The organism is Actibacterium ureilyticum (assembly GCF_002285435.1).
GTDB classification, from domain to species: Bacteria; Pseudomonadota; Alphaproteobacteria; order Rhodobacterales; family Rhodobacteraceae; genus Actibacterium_C; species Actibacterium_C ureilyticum.
In genome coordinates this window covers 1-22,064 of record NZ_NSBT01000013.1, presented here as the reverse complement: position 1 = coordinate 22,064, position 22,064 = coordinate 1, and the positions used below count along the sequence as shown (strand labels likewise).

The window sequence follows — 22,064 nt, the reverse complement described above, 5'->3', positions numbered from 1 at the left end:
TTGGCCCGCCCCAGTTCCTGACAAACTATGTCAGAAAAGACGCCACGCACATGATTATCCGTGATAAACACGTGGCAGGGAGGAAATCGTGATCCTGAGGGTCGCCGCCATGGTCGCCGGCATGCTTGCCGGTCTGGGCGCTGCATGCGCCGCCGATATTCGTGCCGCTGTTCTGCGGGTGGACTATCCCGCGCTGGCGCCGATATCGCGGTTCGAACGGGTGCCCGACGATCTGGGCTTCGCCGGCGCAGCATTGGCGACCGAGGATAACATGACCACCGGCAGCTTCTTGGGCCACAGCTATGTGACCGAGACCGTCGCGGTGTCGCCCGAAGACGCGGCAGGCGCGGTCGATGCGCTTCTGGCCGATGGGGTCGACCTGTTCGTGCTGCTGGCGCGGGACGATGATTTCCTGACCCTCGCGGACCGGATCGGCGCGGCTGGGCTGGTCTTCAATGCGGGCGCGCGGCAGACGCGGTTGCGCGACGCCGAATGCCGCGCCAACACCATTCACGTCACGCCCAGCCATGCGATGCTGGCCGATGCGGTGGCGCAGTTCACGATCTGGAAGAAATGGCCGCGCTGGCTGCTGGTGCAGGGGTCGAACCCCGGCGACCGGGCGCTGGGGGCGGCGTATCAGAACGCGGCGGCCAAGTTCGGCGCCAAGATCGCCGAAACGCGGGAATTCGAAGATACCGGCGGCTCGCGCCGGACCGATACCGGGCATGTTCTGGTGCAAAAGCAACTGCCGGTTTTCATGCAAGGCGCGCCGCGCCACGATGTGGTGATCGCCGCCGATGCGTCGGACGTGTTCGCGCCCTATCTGCCCTATCATCTGTGGGACCCGCGCCCAGTGATGGGCGCGGCGGGGCTGCGCCCGGTCAGTTTCCACGCCGCGCACGAGGCCTGGGGCGCGACCCAGTTCCAGCGCCGGTTCGAGGCGCTGACAGGCCGCTATCTGATGGAGCCCGACTATGACACCTGGCTGGCGCTTCGTGTGCTGGGCGAGGCCGTGACGCGCACCAATGGTGCCGATATCGCGGCGCTGCGCAGCTATATCCTGTCGGACGATTTCGAACTGGCCGCGTTCAAGGGCGTGCCGGTCACCGTGCGGCCCTGGAACGGCCAGCTGCGCGCGCCGGTGCTGCTGTTCGACGGTCGGATCACGGTATCGGTCTCGCCTCAGGACGGGTTCCTGCATCAGGTCTCGCCCCTGGATACGCTGGGCCTGGATCGGCCCGAATCCCGCTGTACCGCCTTTGAATGAGAGGTCCCATGCTGCGCTATCTCGTCCCCGCCCTGATCGCTTTCGCCGCCGGTCCCGCCGCCGCGAACAAGGTTTTTGTCAGCAATGAACGCGGCAATTCCGTCACCGTTCTGGACAGCGACACGTGGGAAGTTCTGACCGAATTTCCCGCCGGCAACCGCCCGCGTGGCATCACGATCAGTCCCGATGGGCGCGAGCTTTATGTCTGTGCCTCGGACGACGATCTGGTGCGGGTCTTCGACCCCGAAACCTATCGCGAGATGCACACGCTGCCCTCGGGTCCCGACCCGGAACTGTTCGTGCTGCACCCGTCGGGCAACCCGCTTTATATCGCGAACGAGGATGACAACCTGGTCACCGTGGTTGACACCCAGAGCCACACCGTGCTGGCTGAAATCCCGGTGGGCGTCGAACCCGAAGGCATGGGCGTCAGCCCCGATGGCGCCTGGGTGGTCAACACCTCGGAAACCACCAACATGGCGCATTTCATCGACACCAGCGATTTCAAGATCAAGCATAACGTGCTGGTCGATCAGCGCCCGCGTTTCGCCCAATACAGCGCCGATGGCACCAAGCTGTTCGTGACATCCGAAATCGGCGGCACGATCAGCGTGATGGACATCGCCGATGGCGGCGCGCCGACGCTGGTGGACAAGATCGGGTTCGAGGTTCCAGGCGTTCTGCCCGAATGGCTGCAACCGGTCGGCGCGCGGATCACGTCCGATGGCAAATGGCTGTTCGTCGCACTTGGCCCGGCCAACCGGGTGGCGGTGATCGACGCCGAAACCAACGCGGTTGTCGAATACATCCCCGTGGGCCAGCGCGTCTGGCAGCTGGGCTTTACCCCCGGGGAAGAATTCCTGATCACCACCAATGGCAATTCCAACGACATCACGATCATCGACGTTGCCGCGCAGAAAGCGATCAAATCCGTGCAGGTCGGCCAACAGCCCTGGGGCGTGGTCGTGGCACCCGACTGACCCAAGAGGGGGGAGAGAACCGCCATGAAACACCTGATCCTTGCCACGGCCCTTGCGGCGCTGACCGGCCCCGTTGCCGCCGCGCCCTTGTGCGACGATCTGGGCTTTGCCGGGCTGCTGGCCAGCTGCAACCGGGGCGAGCCGATTGAACTGACCCTGGCCTCCGGCCAGCCGTTGCATGAAACCGGCTCGGTCGCGCTGCAATCGGGCGCCTATTACAAGCTGCTCATCACCGCCGATGGCTCTGCCGAACTGGCGCTGTCGGGGGCGGGCTTTTTCCGCGCGATCTGGATGAACGAGATCGTCATCAACCAGATCGAGGTGCGCCCGATGGCCATCGACAGCCTGGAATTCGATGCCGCCGGTACAGCAGAGCTGTCTTTCGTTGCGATCAAGCCGGGAAGCTTCACGCTCAGCATTCCCGGCAGCACCGGCGAAACCCAACGCGTCACCTTTTCCATTCAATAGAAAGGACTTGAAATGACCCTGAAACCAATTGCCCTTGGCACCCTGATCGCCCTGGCCGCGCCGATGGCGCTGGCACAGGAAATCTCGGAAGAAACCGTCGCCATGATCACCGAAAAGCTGGCGGCGATGAACTGCCAGATGGATCCCGACGATATCGAGATGACCGATACCGGCGGCTACGATCTGGACGATGTGATCTGCGAGGGTGGCAACCAATTCGATATCGAGCTGGACGCCGACATGAACGAGGTCGGCCGCCGCGCGGAATAAACCCGCGTCCGACCAAAGGCGGGGTCGACGTTCCGGCGTCGATCCCGTTACTGTGTCGGCAAGGAAAATGCGCAAAGCATCTTGGGGGGAATAATGACACGTATCCTGACTTTGGTCTGTGCGGTGGTGCTTCTGGCGCTGGGACCGGCGCGGGCGCAGGATCTGCCGCAGCTGCGCGGTGCGGTGCTGAAGATCGGTACGGTCAATTGGGAATTGCAGACGATCACCGAAAACGGGTTCGACAAAGCGCATGGGTTCGAGCTGGTCGTGCAGCCGCACGCCGATAACGGTGCGACCCGTGTCGCGCTGGAGGGGGGCGAGGCCGACTTCGCCGTGGCCGACTGGATCTGGGCGGCCCGACAGCGCGCGGCGGGCAAGGATTACGTGTTCATCCCCTATTCCCGTGCCGTGGGCGGGCTGGTCGTGCCGGGCGACAGCCCCGCGCAGACGCTGGCCGATCTGGCGGGCGCCAAGATCGGCATCGCCGGTGGGCCGTTGGACAAAAGCTGGCTGATCCTTCAGGCCTATGCCCGGCAGGAACTGGATATGGATCTGGCCGGATCGACCGAACAGGTCTTCGGCGCGCCGCCGCTGATCTTCAAATCGGGCCTGTCGGGCGAGCTGGGCGGCGCGATCAATTTCTGGCACTTCCTGGCCAAGATGCAAGCCGCCGGTATGCGCGAGCTGATCTCGGTTGCCGATGCATCGCAGGCGCTGGGGCTGAACCCCGACACGCCGCTTCTGGGCTATGTGCTGAAGGAAAGCTTTGTCGCCGAAAACCCCGGTATCGCGCAGGCGCTTTATGGGGCGAGCCGCGATGCCAAGGCGTTGCTGCTGAACGACGATTCCGCGTGGGAGGCAATCCGCCCGATCATGAACGCCCAGAGCGACGCCCAGTTCGACGCGCTGCGCGATGGCTTTCGCGCGGGCATCCCCGCCGAAGGTCCGGTGAACGAGGCCGACGCCGCGAAACTGCTGGAGCTGATGGCCGAACTGGGCGGTGAAAAGCTGGTCGGCAAGGCCACGACCCTGCCTGCGGGCCTGTTCGCCGCGACGGAGTGATCGGCCCATGCCCGGACGGATCGGCGTTGCGGCATCCTCGGTCACGGGCCTGCTGATCCTGTGGATCATTGCCGCGACCCTGACCGCCGATCCGCAGATCCTGCCGCAGCCCTTCGCGCTGGTCGGCCCCTTTTGGGCCGAGCTGCAATCGGGCGAGTTGCTGTTTCACCTTGGCCACACGCTGCTGCGCGTCATCTGGGCCTTTGGTCTGGCGATGACGCTGGGCCTGGCGCTGGGTCTGGCCATGGGCCGGTCCGAGGGGCTGAACCGCTGGCTGGACCCGTGGCTGGTGATTTTCCTGAACCTGCCCGCGCTGGTGCTGATCGTGCTGTGTTACCTGTGGATCGGCCTGACCGAAACCGCCGCGATCGTGGCCGTGACCCTGAACAAGGTGCCCAATGTGACGACCGTGATCCGCGAGGGCGCGCGCGCCCTGTCGCCCGATCTGGACGCGATGGCACAAGTCTATCGCATGCCGCCGCTGGCGCGGTTCCGCCACGTGGTGCTGCCGCAACTGGCGCCCTTTCTGGCGGCTGCCGCACGCTCGGGCGTGGCGGTCATCTGGAAGATCGTGCTGGTGGTCGAATTCCTGGGCCGGTCGAACGGCATCGGGTTTCAGATCCATCTGTATTTCCAGCTGTTCGATGTGGGGATGGTGCTGGTCTATGCGTTCAGCTTCATCGCGGTGATGCTGGCCGTCGAATGGCTGATCCTGCAACCGTGGGAGCGGCGCAGCCGCCGGTGGCGCAGCGCATGATCAAGGTCGACATCACCGGCAAATCCTATGGCACGACCCAGGTTCTGGGGCGCATCGCCTTTCAGGTCGCGGCGGGGGAAACCGTTGCGATCCTGGGGCCGTCGGGCGTGGGCAAATCCACGCTTCTGCGCATCATTGCGGGCATCGACAAACGCTTCGACGGGCGGGTCGACAGCCCCGGCACCATGGCCATCGTGTTTCAGGAACCCACCCTGCTGCCTTGGCGTTCGGCGCTGCGCAATATCACGCTGACCCATCCCGGCCTGCCCGATGCCGATGCGCAGGCGATGCTGGACAAGGTGGGCATCGGCGACAAGGCCGATCTGTTCCCGGGCCAGTTGTCGCTGGGACAGCAACGGCGGCTGGCGCTGGCGCGCGCCTTTGCCGGGCAGCCGGACCTGTTGATCATGGACGAGCCCTTTGTCTCGCTCGACCCCGCGACCGCCGAGACCATGCTGTCCCTGACCGAAAACCTGATCGCCGAACACCGCCCGGCGACGCTGTTTGTCACCCACGCACAGGCCGAGGCAGAACGTCTGGCCAGCCGCATCCTGATGTTGGAGGGGTCCCCTGCCACCTTGCGCTGAACCCCGCCCCATTGCACAGTTTCAGAACCCCGGCGCGGCGCGCGCCCCGGGGGCAGATGCGCCATGGGGGGACGGATGACCGCGCTGAGTGTTCAGGATGTCAGCTACAGCTATGGCGCGAAGCAGGCGTTGCGGGATGTCAGTTTCACCCTGACCCCGGGGCGGTTCACAGCATTGCTTGGGCCGAACGGGGCGGGGAAATCGACGCTGTTTGCGCTGCTGACGCGGCTTTTCGTGACCGGGCAGGGGCAGATCACCGTGGCGGGGCACGACATCTCGCGCCAGCCACGCGCGGCGCTGTCGCAGATCGGCGTGGTGTTTCAACAGCCGACGCTGGATCTGGACATGAGCGTGCAGCGCAACATGAGCTATTTCGCAGCGCTGCACGGGTTGTCGGGCCGCGATGCGCGCGCCCGGATCGATGCCGCGCTGGACCGGCTGAACATGCGCGAACGCGCGAGCGAGAAGGTGCGCGCGCTGAATGGCGGCCATCGCCGCCGGATGGAGATCGCGCGCGCCCTGCTGCACGACCCCAAGGTGCTGTTGCTGGACGAGCCGACCGTGGGGCTGGACACCGCCAGCCGCCACGCGATCACCGATCACGTGCATACGCTGACCGAAACCGGCCTGACGGTGCTGTGGGCCACCCATCTGGTCGACGAGATCCGCCCCGCCGACGATGTGGTTGTGCTGCATCGCGGACAGGTGCTGGCCCATGACCGCGCCGAAACCATCGCGGGCGGGGCCGAGCTGGTCGATGCCTTCATGGCGATGACTGCCGAACCCGAAGGAACCCCGGCATGAGCCCCTGGATCACCGCCGCCCATGCGATCATCCAGCGCGAGGTTCTGCGTTTCGTCCACCAACGCGGGCGGTTCCTGGCGGCGCTGGTGCGGCCGCTGGTGTGGCTGGTGGTGTTCGCGGCGGGGTTCCGCGCGGCGCTGGGCCTGTCGATCATCCCACCCTATCAGACGTATATAACGTACGAGGTCTATATCCTGCCGGGGCTCTGCGGGATGATCCAGCTGTTCAACGGGATGCAGTCGTCGCTGTCGCTGGTCTATGATCAGGAGATGGGGTCGATGCGTCTGCTTCTGACCTCGCCCCTGCCGCGTTGGTGGCTGCTGCTGTCCAAGCTGATGGCCGGCGTCGCGGTGTCGATCCTGCAGGTCTATGTCTTTCTGGCGATTGCGGCGGGGTTCGGGATCACGGTGCCATGGGTGGGCTATGTGCTGGTGCTGCCCGCGTTGATCGTCAGCGGGCTGATGCTGGGGGCGCTTGGGCTGCTGATCTCGTCCACCGTGCGGCAGTTGGAGAATTTCGCGGGCGTGATGAATTTCGTCATCTTCCCGATGTTCTTCCTGTCCTCGGCGCTGTACCCGCTGTGGAAGATGGCCGAAAGCTCGGCCCTGTTGCGCGACATCTGTGCGGTGAACCCGTTCACCCACGCGGTCGAGCTGATCCGCTTTGCGCTTTACCAACGGCTGGAGCCTTGGGCGCTGCTTTGGGTGGTGCTGGGCTTTGCGATGTTCTTCGGCCTGGCGCTGGTGGGCTATGACCCGGCGCGCGGGATCAAGCGGCGCCCGGCACGCGGCGGCTAGGGTCAGAGCCGGGGCAGGAAAGACGCCTCCATCGCCGAGATCTCGTCCCGCACGCGTCGCGCGGCGGGGGTCAGCGGGCTGTCCTGCAGATGCAGCAGGTACCATTGCCGCATGATCGGCAGGCCGCTGGCGTTCAGCCGCACCAGCCGCCCGCTGCGCAATTCCTCGGTCACCGTATGTTCGGAAATCATCGCGATGCCCAGCCCGGCGATCACCGCCTGTTTGATCGTCTCGTTGCTGTCCATCTCGATCTTGGCATAGGTCTGGCCGTTGCCGATCCGGTCCAGGTATCGGATACCCAGGATGCGCGTGCCGGAGCCTTCCTCGCGGGTGATGAAGGTTTCGCGCAAAAGCGCGTCGTCGGGTATCTTGGCCAGCCCTGCCAGCGGGTGGTCGGGGGCGGCGATGATCACATGCGGATGCGCGCCCAGCGGTTCGGCCGTGACCAGCGGCGCGCGCGGCGGACGCCCCATGATCGCCAGGTGCAGGCTGTGCCGATCCAGCGCGGCGATGATCGTCTGGCGGTTGCCCACTGACAGGCGCACATCGATTCCCGGACAGATCTTGCGCAGGCGGGCGACGATTCCCGGGGCGAAATATTTGCCCGTCGACACCACACCCAGATGCACCCGCCCCTCGCGGCCGTCCCGAACTGCGGCAATGTCGCGCAGGGTGCGCGCCAGCTCGCCCTCTATCCGCACCGCAGCATCGTACAGCAGTTGCCCGGCTTCGGTGAGCGACAGCGCCTGGCCACGGGTTCGGTTCAACAATGGCGTGTCCATCGATTCCTCAAGCGTTTTCAGCTGTGTATGGATGGCCGGCGGGGTCAGGTGCAGCAGGTCCGCCGCCCCGGTGATCGACCCTTCCTGCGCCGCAGCAATCAGCGAACGCAGCTGGCGTAGGGTCAGGTGTTCCTGCTCTGACATTTAATTTTCCTAAATATACTTTTCCAATTTTTAAATTTCATAAAACGACCGCGAATGAAACCCTAGCGGCAACGAACAGCGAAAAATGTTGTGGGAGGACGGCATGAAAGCTGCAGAATTACCGCTTTCACCGGATCAGATACCGGCTGGATGCAAACCCGTCATCGATGCGATCTGCCATGTGGGCCGCGATCTGGCGCACCTGATCGCCCGGGGGCCGCTGGGCGGCTCGCTGGGGGACGAGGTCGGCACCAACAGCGATGGCGACGGGCAAAAGGCGCTGGACGTGATCGCGGACGAGGCCTTTGCCGCCGCGCTGCGCGGGACGGGGGTGCGCCATTACGCATCCGAAGAGCGCGAGGGCGTGGTCGAGATCGACGCCGACGGCACGCTGGCGCTGGCCATCGACCCGTTGGACGGCTCGTCGAACATCAATGTGAACGTGTCGATCGGGACGATCTTCGGGATCTATCCCGCCGCCGACACGCCCGAGGGCAGCTTCCTGCGCCCGGCATCGGAACAGATCGGGGCCGGATACATCATCTATGGGCCGCAGACGGTTCTGGTGCTGACTTTCGGTGATGGGATCCTGTCCTTTCTGCTGGACCCGATCACCGGGCAGTTCACCCAAAGCCCCGCCGACATGCAGATCCCGCCGCGTTCCAGCGAATATGCGATCAACGCATCGAACTATCGCCACTGGTCGGCGCCGGTCCGGGCCTATGTCGATGATTGTCTGGCCGGTGACGCGGGCCGTCACGCGCAGAATTACAACATGCGCTGGATCGCCTCGCTGGTCGCCGAAACCCACCGGATCATGGTGCGCGGCGGCGTGTTCCTGTACCCGTCGGATGCGCGTCCAAACTATCGCCAGGGGCGGCTGCGGATGCTGTATGAATGCGCGCCGATCGCCTTTCTGGTCGAACAGGCCGGCGGCAAGGCGACCGATGGCCAGACCCGTATTCTGGATCTGGGCGTCACCGCGCTGCATGCGCGCTGCCCGCTGATCTTCGGCTCGGCCGAACCGGTCGACCGCATCACCGTTTATCACGATCTGCCCCCGACCGAGACGTCGGCGCTTTTCGCCGAACGCAGCCTGTTCCGCGTCTGAGGACCTGTAAATGAGCAAGAAACACCCCGTCATTTCCGTGACCGGTTCTTCCGGTGCGGGTACGACAACGGTCAAATCGACCTTCGACCAGATCTTTCGCCGCGAGGGGATCAAGGCGGTCTCGATCGAGGGCGATGCCTTTCACCGCTATGACCGGGCCGCGATGAAGGCCGAGCTGGACAGCCGCAAGGCCGCGGGCGACGAGACCTTCAGCCATTTTTCCTATGACGCGAACGAGCTGGCAAAGCTGGAGGACGTGTTCCGCATCTATGGCCAGACCGGCGGTGGCGAGACCCGCCATTACGTCCATGACGATGACGAGGCCGAACGCTGGGGCGCGGCGCCGGGCACCTTTACCAAGTGGGAGCCGTTCGAGGATGGCTCGGACCTGTTGTTTTACGAGGGGCTGCACGGGGCTGTGGTGAACGACCAGGTGAACCTGGCCCAGCATGCGGATCTGAAGATCGGGGTGGTGCCGGTCATCAACCTGGAATGGATTCAGAAGATCCATCGCGACAAGGCAAGCCGCGGATACACGACCGAGGCCGTGACCGATGTCATCCTGCGCCGCATGCATGCCTATGTGCATTGCATCTGCCCGCAATTCGTCGAAACGGACGTCAATTTCCAGCGCGTGCCGGTGGTCGATACCTCGGACCCGTTCATCGCGCGCTGGATCCCGACGGCGGATGAAAGCCTGGTCGTCATCCGCTTCAAGAACCCGCGCGGCATCGATTTTCAGTACCTGACCTCGATGATCCAGAACAGCTGGATGAGCCGCGCCAATTCCATCGTCATCCCCGGCGGCAAGCTGGATCTGGCGATGCAACTGATCTTCACGCCGATGGTCTGCCGTCTGGTGGATGAATCCCGGCGCATCTGAGGGAGGGACCCGCGATGAACCAGATCACCCAGATATCCACGCCGACCGAAACCTTGATGGCCAATGCGATCCGCGCCCTGACCATGGATGCGGTGCAGGCGGCGAATTCCGGTCATCCCGGCATGCCGATGGGCATGGCCGACGTGGCGGCGGTGCTGTTCAACCGGTTCATCACGCTGGACCCCACCGATCCCAAATGGCCCGACCGCGACCGGTTCGTGCTGTCGGCGGGGCATGGCTCGATGCTGATCTATGCGATCAATCACCTGCTGGGCTATGGCGATATGGGGATGGACCAGATCCGCGCCTTTCGCCAGATGGGCAGCCGCACGGCGGGACACCCCGAATACGGCCATGCCGACGGGATCGAGACCACAACCGGCCCGCTGGGGCAGGGGATCGCGACCGCCGTGGGCATGGCGCTGGCCGAGCGGATGATGAACGCGCGTTTCGGCGACGATCTGGTGGGTCACTTCACCTATGTGATGGCGGGCGACGGCTGCCTGATGGAGGGGATCAGCCACGAGGCGATCGACATGGCCGGCCACCTGAAGCTGGGCCGGATGATCGTGCTCTGGGACGACAACCGCATCACCATCGACGGCGATACCGATCTGTCGACCTCGACCGATCAGGTGGCGCGGTTTGCCGCCAGCGGCTGGCATGTGCTGTCGGTGAACGGTCACCATGCCGAGGAAATCGCCGAAGCGATTGCCGAGGCCCGCAACGATCCCCGCCCCAGCCTGATCGCCTGTCGCACGGTGATCGGCTTCGGTGCGCCCAACAAGCAGGGCGGGCATGGCGTGCATGGCGCGCCGCTGGGCGACGACGAAATTGCGGCGGCCCGCGACTTCCTTGGTTGGTCGCATCCGGCCTTCGAAATCCCCGAGGATGTCTATGACGCCTGGCACGCGGTGGCCCGGCGCGGCGCCACGGCCCGTGCGGCGTGGACCGACCGGCTGGCCGCGTCGCCCAAAGCCGACGCTTTCACCGCCAGCCACGCCGCCCCCGACGCGGCTGTGCTGGGCACCGCGATGGCGGCCTGTAAGACACAGTTGTCACAGGACATGCCCAAGGTTGCCACCCGCAAGTCCAGCGAGATGGCGCTGGGTGTGGTGAACGCGGTGCTGGACAACACCGTGGGCGGCTCGGCCGACCTGACCGGGTCGAACAACACCCGCACCGCCGATATGCACGCGGTGAGCCCCGGCGATTACAGCGGGCGCTATGTCCATTACGGCATCCGCGAGCACGGCATGGCGGCGGCGATGAACGGCATCGCCCTGCATGGCGGGCTGCGCCCCTATGGCGGGACCTTTCTGGCCTTTGTCGATTACATGCGCGGCGCGGTCCGGCTGTCGGCGCTGATGGGGGTGCCGGTCGCCTATGTCCTGACCCATGACAGCATCGGTCTGGGCGAGGATGGCCCGACGCACCAACCGGTGGAACATGTCGCCTCGTTGCGCGCCATGCCCAACCTGAACGTGATCCGCCCCGCTGATGCGGTCGAGGTGGCAGAGGCCTGGCAGATCGCCGCCACCGCCGACCGCACACCCACCGCGCTGATCCTGTCGCGGCAGAACCTGCCCACAGTGCGGACGCGCGATGTCGCCGACAACCTTGTGGCGCGCGGGGCTTATGTGATGCGCGAGCCTGCTGGCACGCGGGATGTTACGCTGATCGCCACCGGGTCCGAGCTGCACCTGGCGTTGGAGGCCGCCGATCTGCTGGCCGCACGGGGCGTTCAGGCCGCCGTGATCTCAGCCCCCTGTTTCGAACTCTTCGCCGCGCAGCCCCCAGAATACCGCATGGCCGTGCGCGGCACCGCCCCGCGCGTGGGGGTCGAGGCCGCCGTGCGTCAGGGGTGGGAGATGTTCCTGGACCGCAGCGACGCCTTTGTCGGGATGACCGGCTTCGGGGCGTCGGCCCCGGCACCCGAACTTTATCAACACTTTGGAATCACGGCCCAATCGGTGGCGGACACCGCCGCGGGCCTTCTGGAACGAACCAACGGATAAGGAGCCTTAAGGGATGACAGTTACGGTTGCCATCAACGGGTTTGGCCGCATCGGCCGCAATGTTCTGCGCGCGATTGCCGAAACCGGCCGCAACGATATTCAGGTCGTGGCGATCAACGATCTGGGGCCGGTCGAAACCAACGCCCATCTGCTGCGCTATGACAGCGTACATGGCCGCTTCCCGGGCGAGGTTACGGTCAGCGGCGACAGCATCGACCTGGGTCAGGGGCCGATCAAGGTGACCGCTTTGCGTGACCCGCGCGAGCTGCCGTGGCAGGGGGTCGATATCGCGCTGGAATGCACCGGCATCTTTACCGCGCGCGACAAGGCGGCGATGCATCTGGAAAACGGCGCGGGCCGGGTTCTGGTCTCGGCGCCCGCCAGCGGCGCGGACAAGACCATTGTTTACGGCGTGAACCACAAGACGCTGGAGCCCGCCGATCAGGTCGTGTCGAACGCGTCCTGCACCACCAATTGCCTGTCGCCCGTGGCCAAGGCGCTGAACGATGCGATCGGCATCAAGCGCGGCTTCATGACCACGATCCATTCCTATACCGGTGACCAGCCAACGCTGGACACGATGCACAGCGACCTTTACCGCGCCCGCGCCGCGGCCTCGTCGATGATCCCGACCTCGACCGGGGCGGCCAAGGCGGTGGGGCTGGTCCTGCCGGAGCTGAACGGCAAGCTCGATGGCGTGGCGATCCGTGTGCCGACCCCGAATGTCAGCGTTGTCGACCTGGTGTTCGAGGCCAACCGCGACACCAGCGTCGAAGAGGTCAACGCCGCGATCAAGGCCGCTGCGGACGGCCCGCTGAACGGCATCCTGGGCTATACCGACAGCGCCAATGTCAGCGTCGATTTCAACCACGATGCGCATTCGTCGATTTTCCACATGGACCAGACCAAGGTGATGGACGGCACGATGGTCCGCATCCTCAGCTGGTATGACAATGAATGGGGCTTCTCGAACCGCATGGCGGACACCGCCGTTGCGATGGGGCGGTTGAACTGATGCGGTTGCCGGTACTGGATAACGTCGATCTGCGCGGCAAGCGGGTGCTGGTGCGCGCGGATCTGAACGTGCCGTTCGAAGACGGGCGGATCACCGACACCACGCGGATCGACCGGTTCGCCGCCGGGATGCGGCCGCTGCTGGACCGCGGGGCGCGGCTGGTGATCCTGACGCATTTCGGGCGGCCCGAACCCAATGTCATGTCGCCCGAATTCTCCCTGGACAAGTTCCGCCCGGCCCTGGCCGAGGCGCTGGGCGCGCCGGTGCGGTTTTCCGATGTCTGCGTCGGCATGTCGGCGGTGATCCTGTCCGAACAACTGAAGGACGGCGAGGTTCTGCTGTGCGAAAACCTGCGCCTGAACCCGGGCGAGACGCAAAACGATCCCGACTTCGCCGCCGGTCTGGCGCAGCTGGGCGATATCTATGTCAACGATGCGTTTTCCTGCGCCCATCGCGCGCATGCCTCGACCGAAGGTCTGGCGCGGCTCCTGCCCGCCTATGCCGGGCCGCTGATGATCGAAGAGACGCGCGCCCTGACCGCCGCGCTCGAGGCGCCGAAGCGCCCGTCGGTCGCCATCGTGGGCGGGGCCAAGGTGTCGACCAAGATCCCGGTGTTGAAAAACCTGGTGGGCAAGCTGGATGCGCTGATCATCGGCGGCGGCATGGCCAATACGTTCCTGTTCGCCGATGGCCATCCGATCGGCAAATCCCTGTGTGAACCCGATCAGGTTGACACCGTGGCCGAGATCCGCGCGCTGGCGCGGGCCGCGGGCTGCCAGATCCTGTTGCCGACCGATCTGGTCTGTGCCCGCGACTTCGCCGCCGGTGCCGAACACCGCATCACCGGGCTGGATGGCTGCGGCGATGACGAGATGATCCTGGATGCCGGTCCCGACAGCGTCGCGCGGTTCGGCCAGGCCCTGCGCCACGCGGAAACCATCCTGTGGAACGGCCCGCTGGGTGCGTTCGAAATCCCGCCCTTCGACGCCGCGACCGTCGCGCTGGCCCGCATGGCCGCCGACCTGACCGATGCGGGTGCTGTCACCACGGTGGCCGGGGGCGGCGACACGGTGGCGGCGCTGAACGCGGCCGGGGTCACGGGGGACTTCACCTATGTCTCCACCGCCGGTGGGGCTTTCCTGGAATGGCTCGAGGGCAAGGTGCTGCCCGGCATCGCCGCCTTGGCGGCCTCGGACAAAGAAGCAGCTTGAGGAGCGCGAAATCATGGCACTGACAACCTTACGACAACTTCTGGATGACGCGGCCGAACATGGCTATGGCGTGCCCGCGTTCAACATCAACAACATGGAACAGGGGCTGGCGATCATGCGCGCGGCGGCGTCCTGCGATGCGCCGGTGATCCTGCAGGCCAGCCGCGGCGCGCGGTCCTATGCGGGCGACATCATGCTGCGCAACATGGTCGCGGCCCTGGCCGAGATGTATCCCGACATCCCCATCGTCATACATCAGGACCACGGCAACAACGATGCCACCTGCCTGTCTGCGATCCGCCACGGCTTCACCAGCGTGATGATGGACGGCTCGCTGGAGGAGGATATGAAAACCCCCGCCAGCTATGACTATAACGTCGCGATCACCCGCCGCGTGACCGAAGCCGCCCATGCAGTCGGCGCCAGCGTCGAGGGCGAGCTGGGCGTGCTGGGCAGCCTGGAAACCGGCGAGGCGGGCGAAGAGGACGGCTCGGGCGCTGTTGGCAAGCTGAGCGAGGATCAGCTTCTGACCGATCCCGACCAATCCGTCGATTTCGTCACCAAGACCAAATGCGATGCGCTGGCGATTGCCTGTGGCACCAGCCACGGCGCGTACAAGTTCAGCCGCAAGCCCGATGGCGAGATCCTGTCGATGCGCACCATCGCCGCGATCCACGAAAAGCTGCCCGATACGCATCTGGTGATGCACGGGTCCAGCTCGGTCCCGCAATACCTTCAGGACCTGATCAACGCCTATGGCGGTGCGATGCCCCAGACCTATGGCGTGCCGGTCGAAGAGATCGAGCGCGGCATCAAGATGGGCGTGCGCAAGGTCAATATCGACACCGATTGCCGGATGGCGATGACCGGGCAGTTCCGCAAGATCGCGACCGAAAAGCCCGCCGAATTCGATCCCCGCAAATTCATGATCCCGGCCATGGACGAGCTGGAAAAACTGTGCCGCGACCGTTTCGAACGGTTTGGCACGGCCGGGAACGCTGCCCGTATCAAGCCCATCCCCCTGGATGAAATGGCCCGCCGCTATGCCAGCGGCGCGCTGGATCCCAACGTCACGTCGGCCCGGGCGGCCTGAAGCCCCTGAGAGAGGAGAGAGATATGAAAGACGATGCCAAAACGGTAACGGACGCCAAGAAACGGTATTCCGCCGGTGTCATGAAATACGCCCAGATGGGCTATTGGGAACCGGATTACGAACCCAAGGACACCGACATCATCGCGCTGTTCCGGATCACCCCGCAGGATGGCGTGGACGAGATCGAAGCCGCCGCCGCGGTGGCCGGCGAAAGCTCGACCGCGACCTGGACCGTGGTCTGGACCGACCGTCTGACCGCCTGCGACAAGTACCGCGCCAAGGCCTATCGCGTCGATCCGGTGCCCAACAGCCCGGGCGAATTCTTCGCCTATATCGCCTATGACCTCGACCTGTTCGAGCCGGGCTCGATCGCCAACCTGACCGCGTCGATCATCGGCAATGTCTTTGGCTTCAAGCCGCTGAAGGCGCTGCGCCTTGAAGATATGCGCTTGTCCACGGCTTATGTGAAAACCTTCCAGGGTCCCGCGACGGGTATCGTGGTGGAACGCGAACGGCTGAACGCCTATGGCCGTCCGCTGCTGGGGGCGACGGTGAAGCCCAAGCTGGGCCTGTCGGGCCGCAACTATGGCCGGGTGGTGTACGAGGCGCTGAAAGGCGGGCTGGATTTCACCAAGGATGACGAGAACATCAACAGCCAGCCCTTCATGCATTGGCGGGACCGGTTCCTGTACTGCATGGAGGCGGTGAACCGCGCCAGCGCCGCCACGGGCGAGGTCAAGGGCACCTATCTGAACGTCACCGCCGCCACGATGGAGGAGATGTACGAGCGCGCCGAATTCGCCAAGTCGCTTGGTTCGGTGATCATCATGATCGACCTTGTGATCGGCTATACCGCGATCCAGTCGATGGCCAAATGGGCGCGGGCCAATGACATGATCCTGCACCTGCACCGCGCCGGGCATTCGACCTATACCCGTCAGCGGTCGCATGGTGTGTCGTTCCGCGTCATCGCCAAGTGGATGCGCCTGTCGGGTGTCGACCACCTGCACGCGGGCACGGTCGTCGGCAAGCTGGAGGGCGACCCGGCCACGACCAAGGGGTATTACGACATCTTCCGCGAGGAATATAACCCGATGGCGTTGGAAAACGGCATCTTCTTCGATCAGGATTGGGCATCGCTGAACAAGATGATGCCGGTCGCCTCGGGCGGCATCCATGCCGGGCAGATGCACCAGCTGCTGACCTATCTGGGCGAGGATGTGGTCCTGCAATTCGGCGGCGGCACCATCGGCCACCCGCACGGGATCGAGGCGGGTGCGACCGCCAACCGCGTGGCGCTGGAATCCATGGTCTTTGCCCGCAACGCAGGCCGCGACATCTGGAACGAAGGCGAGGATATCCTGCGCGACGCGGCCAAGACCTGTACCCCGCTGAAACAGGCGCTGGATACCTGGAAGGATGTCACCTTCGACTATGCCTCGACCGATGCGCCGGACTTTGCGCCGACGCCGGAAGTTTCGGCCTGATTAACAGAGATCAAAGGAGAAAAACCATGCGTCTGAGACAAGGACAGTTCAGCTTTCTGCCGGATCTCACAGATGATGATATCCGCACGCAGGCCCAGTATGCCATCGACAATGGCTGGGCGGTATCGGTGGAATATACCGACGACCCGCACCCCCGGAACAGCTATTGGGAGATGTGGGGCCACCCGATGTTCGACAACCCCGATGCCGCCGCCGTGGTGTTCGAGGTCAATGAATGCCGCAAGGAACATGGCGGGAAATACATCCGCGTTCTGGCCTTCGATGCGACGGCGGGTTGGGAATCCATCCGGATGAGCTTCATCGTGAACCGCCCGGCCGAGGAACCCGGCTTCCGCGTCGTCCGGCAAGAGGTCGATGGCCGCAGCGTCCGCTATACCATCGAAAGCTATGCGGTGCGCGAACCCGAAGGCCAGCGTTACGCCTGATGAAACCAATGGTCCGGGCGGCAACAGGCGGCCCGGACCCGACATTCCCCTGCACCCAAGAGGTTTGCCATGACCGAAGACCCCGCCACCGAAGCCCCGCGCCCCACCAGCGTCGATCTGGCCGCTTCGTTTGAGGAAAGCGGCGTGCGCGAGGTGTTGCAGGAGCTGGACGACACGATGATCGGGCTGGCCCCGGTCAAGCAGCGGATCAAGGAAACCGCCGCCTTGCTGCTGGTGGATCAGGCGCGCCGTCAGATGGGGCTGGCCACGGAAACGCCCACGCTGCACATGTCCTTCACCGGCAATCCCGGCACCGGCAAGACCACGGTTGCGCTGAAGATGGCCGATCTGCTGCACCGGCTTGGTTATGTCCGCAAGGGGCATCTGGTCACCGTGACGCGCGACGATCTGGTGGGCCAATATATCGGCCACACCGCGCCCAAGACCAAGGAAGTGCTGAAAAAGGCGATGGGCGGCGTGCTGTTCATCGACGAGGCCTATTACCTCTATCGCCCCGAAAACGAACGCGATTACGGGCAGGAGGCGATCGAGATCCTGTTGCAGGTGATGGAAAACAACCGCGACGATCTGGTGGTGATCCTGGCGGGTTACGCCGACCGGATGGACCGGTTCTTTGCATCGAACCCCGGCTTCCGCTCGCGCATCGCCCATCACATCGAATTTCCCGATTACACCGATGACGAGCTTTTGCAGATTTCGGAAATCATGCTGGACGAACAGAACTATACCTTCGATCCGAAGGCGCGGCAGGCGATGGCCGAATATATCGTGGCCCGGCGCGAACAGCCGCATTTCGCCAATGCCCGTTCGATCCGCAACGCGCTGGACCGCGCCCGCCTGCGGCAGGCCAATCGCCTGTTTCAGGAGGCCACGGGCCCGCTCGACGGCCCCACGCTGTCGACCATCAATGAAAGCGATATCCGCGCCAGCCGCGTCTTTCGCGGCGGTCTGGACGTGGACCGCCCCAGCCAGAAGGAGGCCGCAGAATGAGCTTTGACCGCACCATCAAGATCGCCCCGTCGATCCTGTCCGCCGATTTCGCCAATTTCGGGGCCGAGATTCAGGCCATCGAGGCCCAGGGCGCCGACTGGGTCCATGTCGATGTGATGGATGGGCATTTCGTGCCCAACCTGACCTTCGGCCCGCCCGCCCTCAAAGCCTTTCGCCCGCACGTCAAAACCGTGATGGACGTGCACCTGATGATCGCACCGGTCGATCCCTATATCGACGCCTATGCCGAAGCCGGCGCCGATATCCTGACCGCGCATCTGGAGGCCGGTCCGCATATCCACCGCACGTTGCAGGCCATTCGCGGTGCGGGGATGAAAGCCGGTGTCGCGCTGAACCCCGGCACGCCCGCCGATGCGGTGGCGCATCTGCTGGACCTGACCGACCTGATCTGCGTCATGACCGTGAACCCCGGTTTTGGCGGGCAGAAATTCCTGGACATGACGGCCAAGATTGCCCGGCTGCGCGCGATGATCGGTGACAGGCCGGTGCATATCGAAATCGACGGCGGCGTCGATCCCAACACCGCACCGCAGGTCGTGGCGGCGGGTGCCGATGTGCTGGTCGCGGGATCGGCGGTGTTCCGGGGCGGCTCGGTCAGCGACCCGGCCCCCTATGGGACCAATATCCGCGCGATCCGCGACGCGGCACAGGGGGCGTTGCAGGCGGCATGATCCGGGCGATTATTTTCGACGTGGACGGCACACTTGCCGAAACAGAAGAGCTGCACCGACGGGCGTTCAACGACACTTTCCGGGCCAACGGGCTGGACTGGTACTGGAGCCGTGACGACTACTCCCGGCTGTTGCAGACAACCGGGGGCAAAGAGCGCATGCGCGCCTTTGTCTCCGGTGATCTGCAGCAGGACCCGGCGCATTATCCCATCGCCCGCCTGCACCGGCAGAAAACCGATGCCTATGGGCGGCTGATGGCGGATGGCGCGCTGACGCTGCGGCCCGGGATCGCCGCGCTGATCGCCGATGCCTATGCGCGGGGCATCCCGATGGCGATTGCCACCACCACCAACCGCCCCAATGTCGACCGGCTGATCGAGGCGACGTTCCAGACCGCGCCCGAGCGGCTGTTCGATGCCATCGCGGCGGGCGACGAGGTTTCGCACAAGAAGCCCGCGCCCGATGTCTATGACCTGGCGCTGCGGCGTCTGGGCCTGCCCGCGGATGGGGCCGTCGCGCTGGAGGATTCGCTGAACGGCGTCCGCTCGGCCCGGGCCGCCGGGCTGCGTTGTGTCGTGTCGCCGGGGCAATACACTTTGCACGAGGCCTTTCCCCCAGACGCGATCCGGTTACAGTGTTTCTCGGACATCGACACGGTCACCCGCCTGAACGCGCTTTTGTGCGACAAGGCGGCCTGAAAGAAAGGCACCCCCTGATGGCTGCAACGCCCCCTGTCTGCGATTTCGGCTGGCCTGCCCCGGCGTTCGACCTGCCCGCGACCGACGGGCGGCGCTATACCCTGTCCGATATCGCCGGGCCAAAGGGCGCGCTGGTGATGTTCATCTGCAACCATTGCCCCTATGTTCTGGCGGTGCTGGACCGGATGTTGCGCGATGCGCGCGACCTTCAGGCGCTGGGTGTGGGCGTGGCGGCGATCTGTTCCAACGATCCGGTCGCCTATCCGGCGGATGATTTCGACCACATGCGCCAGATGGCGGAAACGCACGATTTTCCCTTCCCCTATCTGCACGATGCCAGCCAGTCGGTCGCGCGGGCCTATGACGCCGTTTGCACGCCGGATTTCTTCGGCTTCAACAGCGATCTGAAGCTGCAATATCGCGGGCGGCTCGATGCCTCGCGCAAGCAGGCGGGGCCGGACGACTTGCGCCGCGACCTGTTCGAGGCGATGCGCCAGGTGGCCGAAACCGGCAAGGGACCCGCGGATCAGATCCCGTCGATGGGCTGTTCGATCAAGTGGAAAGCGGCATGAGCGCGCGGATCGTTTTCGACCTGGACGGCACGCTGATCCACAGCGCGCCCGACATCCACGCCGCCTGCGCCCGCATGCTGGAGGAAGAGGGGATCGCGCCGCTGGACGAGGCGACGATCACGTCCTTCGTGGGCAACGGTCTGCCGCATCTGGTCAAGCTGGTGATCGAGGCCACGCCGTTGGATATGGCCGATCACCCCACTTTGAGCCAGCGGGTGCTGGACCATTACAACGCCGTCAGCGGCGAGCTGACCCGCCCCTATGCGGGGGTGCTTGCGGCGCTGGACGCGCTGGCGGCACAGGGCCATCGCCTGGGCGTCTGTACCAACAAGCCCGAGGCGCCGGCGCGCGACATCCTGCGGCTGATGGGTCTGAACCGGTTCGCTTGCGTGATCGGCGGCGACAGCCTGCCGCAACGAAAGCCCGACCCCGCCCCGCTGTTGCAGGCGTTTCAGGAGCTGGGGGATGGCCCGAACCTGTATGTCGGGGACAGCGAGGTCGATGCCGAAACCGCGCATCGCGCCGGGGTGCCGTTTCTGCTGTTCACCGAGGGCTATCGCAAGACCCCGGTCGCCGATCTGCCCCACCATGCCAGCTTCGACGATTTCGCCGCTCTGCCCGCGCTGGTGGCCCGCGCGCTCAGCCCCGCGTCTTGATCGATTGCGATTTGAACGGTTGAAGATGGGCACCGATCCTCATTAGGGTTCGGCGCAGGTCGGTCACGAACAGTCACCGCTTGCACGAAGCCCGCGCCATGCGCCCCGTTCAGGAGAGAACACATTGCGTACCAAAGCCGCAGTAGCCATCGAAGCGGGCAAGCCGCTTGAAGTCATGGAAATCAACCTGCAGGGTCCCCAGCCTGGCGAGGTTCTGGTCGAGATCAAGGCGACGGGGATTTGTCATACGGATGAATTCACGCTGTCGGGCGCCGACCCCGAGGGGGTGTTCCCGGCGATCCTGGGCCATGAGGGCGCAGGCGTGGTGTTGGAGGTTGGTGCGGGTGTGACCAGCGTCGCGCCGGGCGACCATGTGATCCCGCTTTATACGCCGGAATGCCGGGCCTGCCCGTCCTGCCTGAGCCAGAAAACCAACCTGTGTACAGCGATCCGCTCGACCCAGGGGCAGGGGCTGATGCCCGACGGGACCTCGCGGTTCTCAACCCTCGATGGCGACCCGATCCTGCATTACATGGGCTGCTCGACCTTCGCCAATCACACGGTCCTGCCCGAGATCGCGGTGGCCAAGGTGCGGCCCGACGCGCCCTTCGACAAGATCTGTTACATCGGCTGCGGCGTGACCACGGGCATCGGCGCGGTGATCAACACCGCCAAGGTCGAAATCGGCGCCAAGGCGGTGGTGTTCGGGCTGGGCGGCATCGGTCTGAACGTGCTGCAGGGGCTGCGGCTGGCAGGCGCGGACATGATCATCGGCGTCGATCTGAACGACGACAAGAAGGCCATGGCCGAGCATTTCGGGATGACGCATTTCATCAACCCGAAGAATTGCGAGAACGTGGTGCAAGAGATCGTGGAGCTGACCAAGACGCCCTTCGATCAGATCGGCGGGGCGGATTATTCGTTCGACTGCACCGGCAATGTGAAGGTGATGCGCGACGCGCTGGAATGCACCCATCGCGGCTGGGGCCAGTCGATCATCATCGGCGTGGCGCCCGCAGGGGCCGAGATCGCGACGCGCCCGTTCCAGCTGGTGACGGGGCGGGTGTGGAAAGGCACCGCCTTTGGCGGCGCGCGGGGCCGGACGGATGTGCCGCAGATCGTCGACTGGTACATGGATGGCAAGATCGAGATCGACCCGATGATCACCCACACCCTGAGCCTCGACGACATCAACAAGGGCTTCGACCTGATGCATGCGGGCGAATCCATCCGAAGCGTCGTGGTGTATTGAT

The 22,064-nt window shown here is 64.8% G+C and carries 24 protein-coding genes; 23 read left to right on the top strand and 1 reads right to left on the bottom strand.

Annotated elements, in window-relative coordinates; all coding sequences use genetic code 11:
- Positions 1-121: 121 nt before the first annotated feature.
- The 9 genes from CLM60_RS02585 (at position 122) to CLM60_RS02545 (ending at position 6,992) form a co-directional block, all read left to right on the top strand.
- Positions 122-1,267: an ABC transporter substrate-binding protein gene (locus CLM60_RS02585; protein WP_095587665.1), complete on the top strand. Its 1,146-nt coding sequence runs from the start codon at positions 122-124 to the stop codon at positions 1,265-1,267.
- Positions 1,268-1,275: 8 nt separating this feature from the next.
- Positions 1,276-2,247 carry a YVTN family beta-propeller repeat protein gene (locus tag CLM60_RS02580; protein ID WP_095587654.1) on the top strand — a complete coding sequence of 324 codons (972 nt, stop codon included), beginning with the start codon at positions 1,276-1,278 and terminating at the stop codon, positions 2,245-2,247.
- Positions 2,248-2,271: 24 nt separating this feature from the next.
- Positions 2,272-2,715, top strand: coding sequence for a cupredoxin domain-containing protein (locus CLM60_RS02575; RefSeq protein ID WP_095587653.1), 444 nt, complete (start codon positions 2,272-2,274; stop codon positions 2,713-2,715).
- Between the two features lie 12 nt (positions 2,716-2,727).
- Entirely contained in the window at positions 2,728-2,985 is a 258-nt protein-coding gene (locus CLM60_RS02570) for a PepSY domain-containing protein (RefSeq protein WP_095587652.1), read from the top strand.
- A 93-nt stretch (positions 2,986-3,078) separates the two neighbouring features.
- Complete coding sequence (locus CLM60_RS02565) at positions 3,079-4,047, top strand: ABC transporter substrate-binding protein (protein ID WP_095587651.1); 969 nt, start codon at positions 3,079-3,081, stop codon at positions 4,045-4,047.
- A gap of 7 nt (positions 4,048-4,054) precedes the next feature.
- A complete protein-coding gene (locus CLM60_RS02560) occupies positions 4,055-4,804 on the top strand; it encodes an ABC transporter permease (RefSeq protein WP_095587650.1) in 750 nt (249 codons plus the stop codon).
- Complete coding sequence (locus CLM60_RS02555) at positions 4,801-5,391, top strand: ABC transporter ATP-binding protein (RefSeq protein ID WP_095587664.1); 591 nt, start codon at positions 4,801-4,803, stop codon at positions 5,389-5,391. Before CLM60_RS02560 ends, CLM60_RS02555 begins: the two co-directional genes overlap by 4 nt.
- Before the next feature lie 75 nt (positions 5,392-5,466).
- Entirely contained in the window at positions 5,467-6,195 is a 729-nt protein-coding gene (locus CLM60_RS02550; protein ID WP_095587649.1) for an ABC transporter ATP-binding protein, read from the top strand.
- The gene (locus CLM60_RS02545) at positions 6,192-6,992 is read left to right on the top strand and encodes an ABC transporter permease (protein ID WP_095587648.1); all 801 of its coding nucleotides are present in this window, start codon (positions 6,192-6,194) and stop codon (positions 6,990-6,992) included. The genes CLM60_RS02550 and CLM60_RS02545 overlap by 4 nt, the downstream gene beginning before the upstream one ends.
- 2 nt (positions 6,993-6,994) lie before the next feature.
- Here CLM60_RS02545 and cbbR read toward each other — a convergent pair whose 3' ends face one another.
- The gene (gene cbbR / locus CLM60_RS02540; protein WP_095587647.1) at positions 6,995-7,918 is read right to left on the bottom strand and encodes a LysR family regulator CbbR; all 924 of its coding nucleotides are present in this window, start codon (positions 7,916-7,918) and stop codon (positions 6,995-6,997) included.
- 103 nt (positions 7,919-8,021) lie between these two features.
- Here cbbR and CLM60_RS02535 point away from each other — a divergent pair, with 103 nt between their 5' ends.
- The 14 genes from CLM60_RS02535 (at position 8,022) to CLM60_RS02470 (ending at position 22,063) form a co-directional block, all read left to right on the top strand.
- Positions 8,022-9,029, top strand: coding sequence for a class 1 fructose-bisphosphatase (locus tag CLM60_RS02535; RefSeq protein ID WP_095587646.1), 1,008 nt, complete (start codon positions 8,022-8,024; stop codon positions 9,027-9,029).
- Between the two features lie 10 nt (positions 9,030-9,039).
- Complete coding sequence (locus CLM60_RS02530; RefSeq protein WP_095587645.1) at positions 9,040-9,912, top strand: phosphoribulokinase; 873 nt, start codon at positions 9,040-9,042, stop codon at positions 9,910-9,912.
- Between the two features lie 14 nt (positions 9,913-9,926).
- Positions 9,927-11,930 carry a transketolase gene (tkt, locus tag CLM60_RS02525; RefSeq protein ID WP_095587644.1) on the top strand — a complete coding sequence of 668 codons (2,004 nt, stop codon included), beginning with the start codon at positions 9,927-9,929 and terminating at the stop codon, positions 11,928-11,930.
- Between the two features lie 13 nt (positions 11,931-11,943).
- A complete protein-coding gene (gene gap / locus CLM60_RS02520) occupies positions 11,944-12,945 on the top strand; it encodes a type I glyceraldehyde-3-phosphate dehydrogenase (protein WP_095587643.1) in 1,002 nt (333 codons plus the stop codon).
- Entirely contained in the window at positions 12,945-14,156 is a 1,212-nt protein-coding gene (locus CLM60_RS02515) for a phosphoglycerate kinase (RefSeq protein ID WP_095587642.1), read from the top strand. Before gap ends, CLM60_RS02515 begins: the two co-directional genes overlap by 1 nt.
- Positions 14,157-14,169: 13 nt before the next feature.
- The gene (gene fba / locus CLM60_RS02510; protein WP_095587641.1) at positions 14,170-15,249 is read left to right on the top strand and encodes a class II fructose-bisphosphate aldolase; all 1,080 of its coding nucleotides are present in this window, start codon (positions 14,170-14,172) and stop codon (positions 15,247-15,249) included.
- 23 nt (positions 15,250-15,272) lie between these two features.
- Positions 15,273-16,736, top strand: a complete 1,464-nt coding sequence (locus CLM60_RS02505; protein WP_095587640.1) for a form I ribulose bisphosphate carboxylase large subunit — start codon at positions 15,273-15,275, stop codon at positions 16,734-16,736.
- A 26-nt stretch (positions 16,737-16,762) separates the two neighbouring features.
- On the top strand, positions 16,763-17,182 hold the full coding sequence (locus CLM60_RS02500) for a ribulose bisphosphate carboxylase small subunit (RefSeq protein WP_036561034.1): 420 nt from the start codon (positions 16,763-16,765) through the stop codon (positions 17,180-17,182).
- Between the two features lie 69 nt (positions 17,183-17,251).
- Positions 17,252-18,193, top strand: a complete 942-nt coding sequence (gene cbbX, locus CLM60_RS02495; protein WP_095587639.1) for a CbbX protein — start codon at positions 17,252-17,254, stop codon at positions 18,191-18,193.
- Positions 18,190-18,885 carry a ribulose-phosphate 3-epimerase gene (gene rpe / locus CLM60_RS02490; protein ID WP_095587638.1) on the top strand — a complete coding sequence of 232 codons (696 nt, stop codon included), beginning with the start codon at positions 18,190-18,192 and terminating at the stop codon, positions 18,883-18,885. Before cbbX ends, rpe begins: the two co-directional genes overlap by 4 nt.
- Positions 18,882-19,583 carry an HAD-IA family hydrolase gene (locus CLM60_RS02485; protein ID WP_095587637.1) on the top strand — a complete coding sequence of 234 codons (702 nt, stop codon included), beginning with the start codon at positions 18,882-18,884 and terminating at the stop codon, positions 19,581-19,583. The genes rpe and CLM60_RS02485 overlap by 4 nt, the downstream gene beginning before the upstream one ends.
- Before the next feature lie 17 nt (positions 19,584-19,600).
- On the top strand, positions 19,601-20,155 hold the full coding sequence (locus CLM60_RS02480; protein WP_095587636.1) for a thioredoxin family protein: 555 nt from the start codon (positions 19,601-19,603) through the stop codon (positions 20,153-20,155).
- Positions 20,152-20,811, top strand: coding sequence for a phosphoglycolate phosphatase (gene gph, locus CLM60_RS02475; RefSeq protein WP_095587635.1), 660 nt, complete (start codon positions 20,152-20,154; stop codon positions 20,809-20,811). Before CLM60_RS02480 ends, gph begins: the two co-directional genes overlap by 4 nt.
- Positions 20,812-20,935: 124 nt before the next feature.
- Entirely contained in the window at positions 20,936-22,063 is a 1,128-nt protein-coding gene (locus CLM60_RS02470; RefSeq protein ID WP_095587634.1) for an S-(hydroxymethyl)glutathione dehydrogenase/class III alcohol dehydrogenase, read from the top strand.
- The last annotated feature ends 1 nt before the right edge of the window (position 22,064 follow it).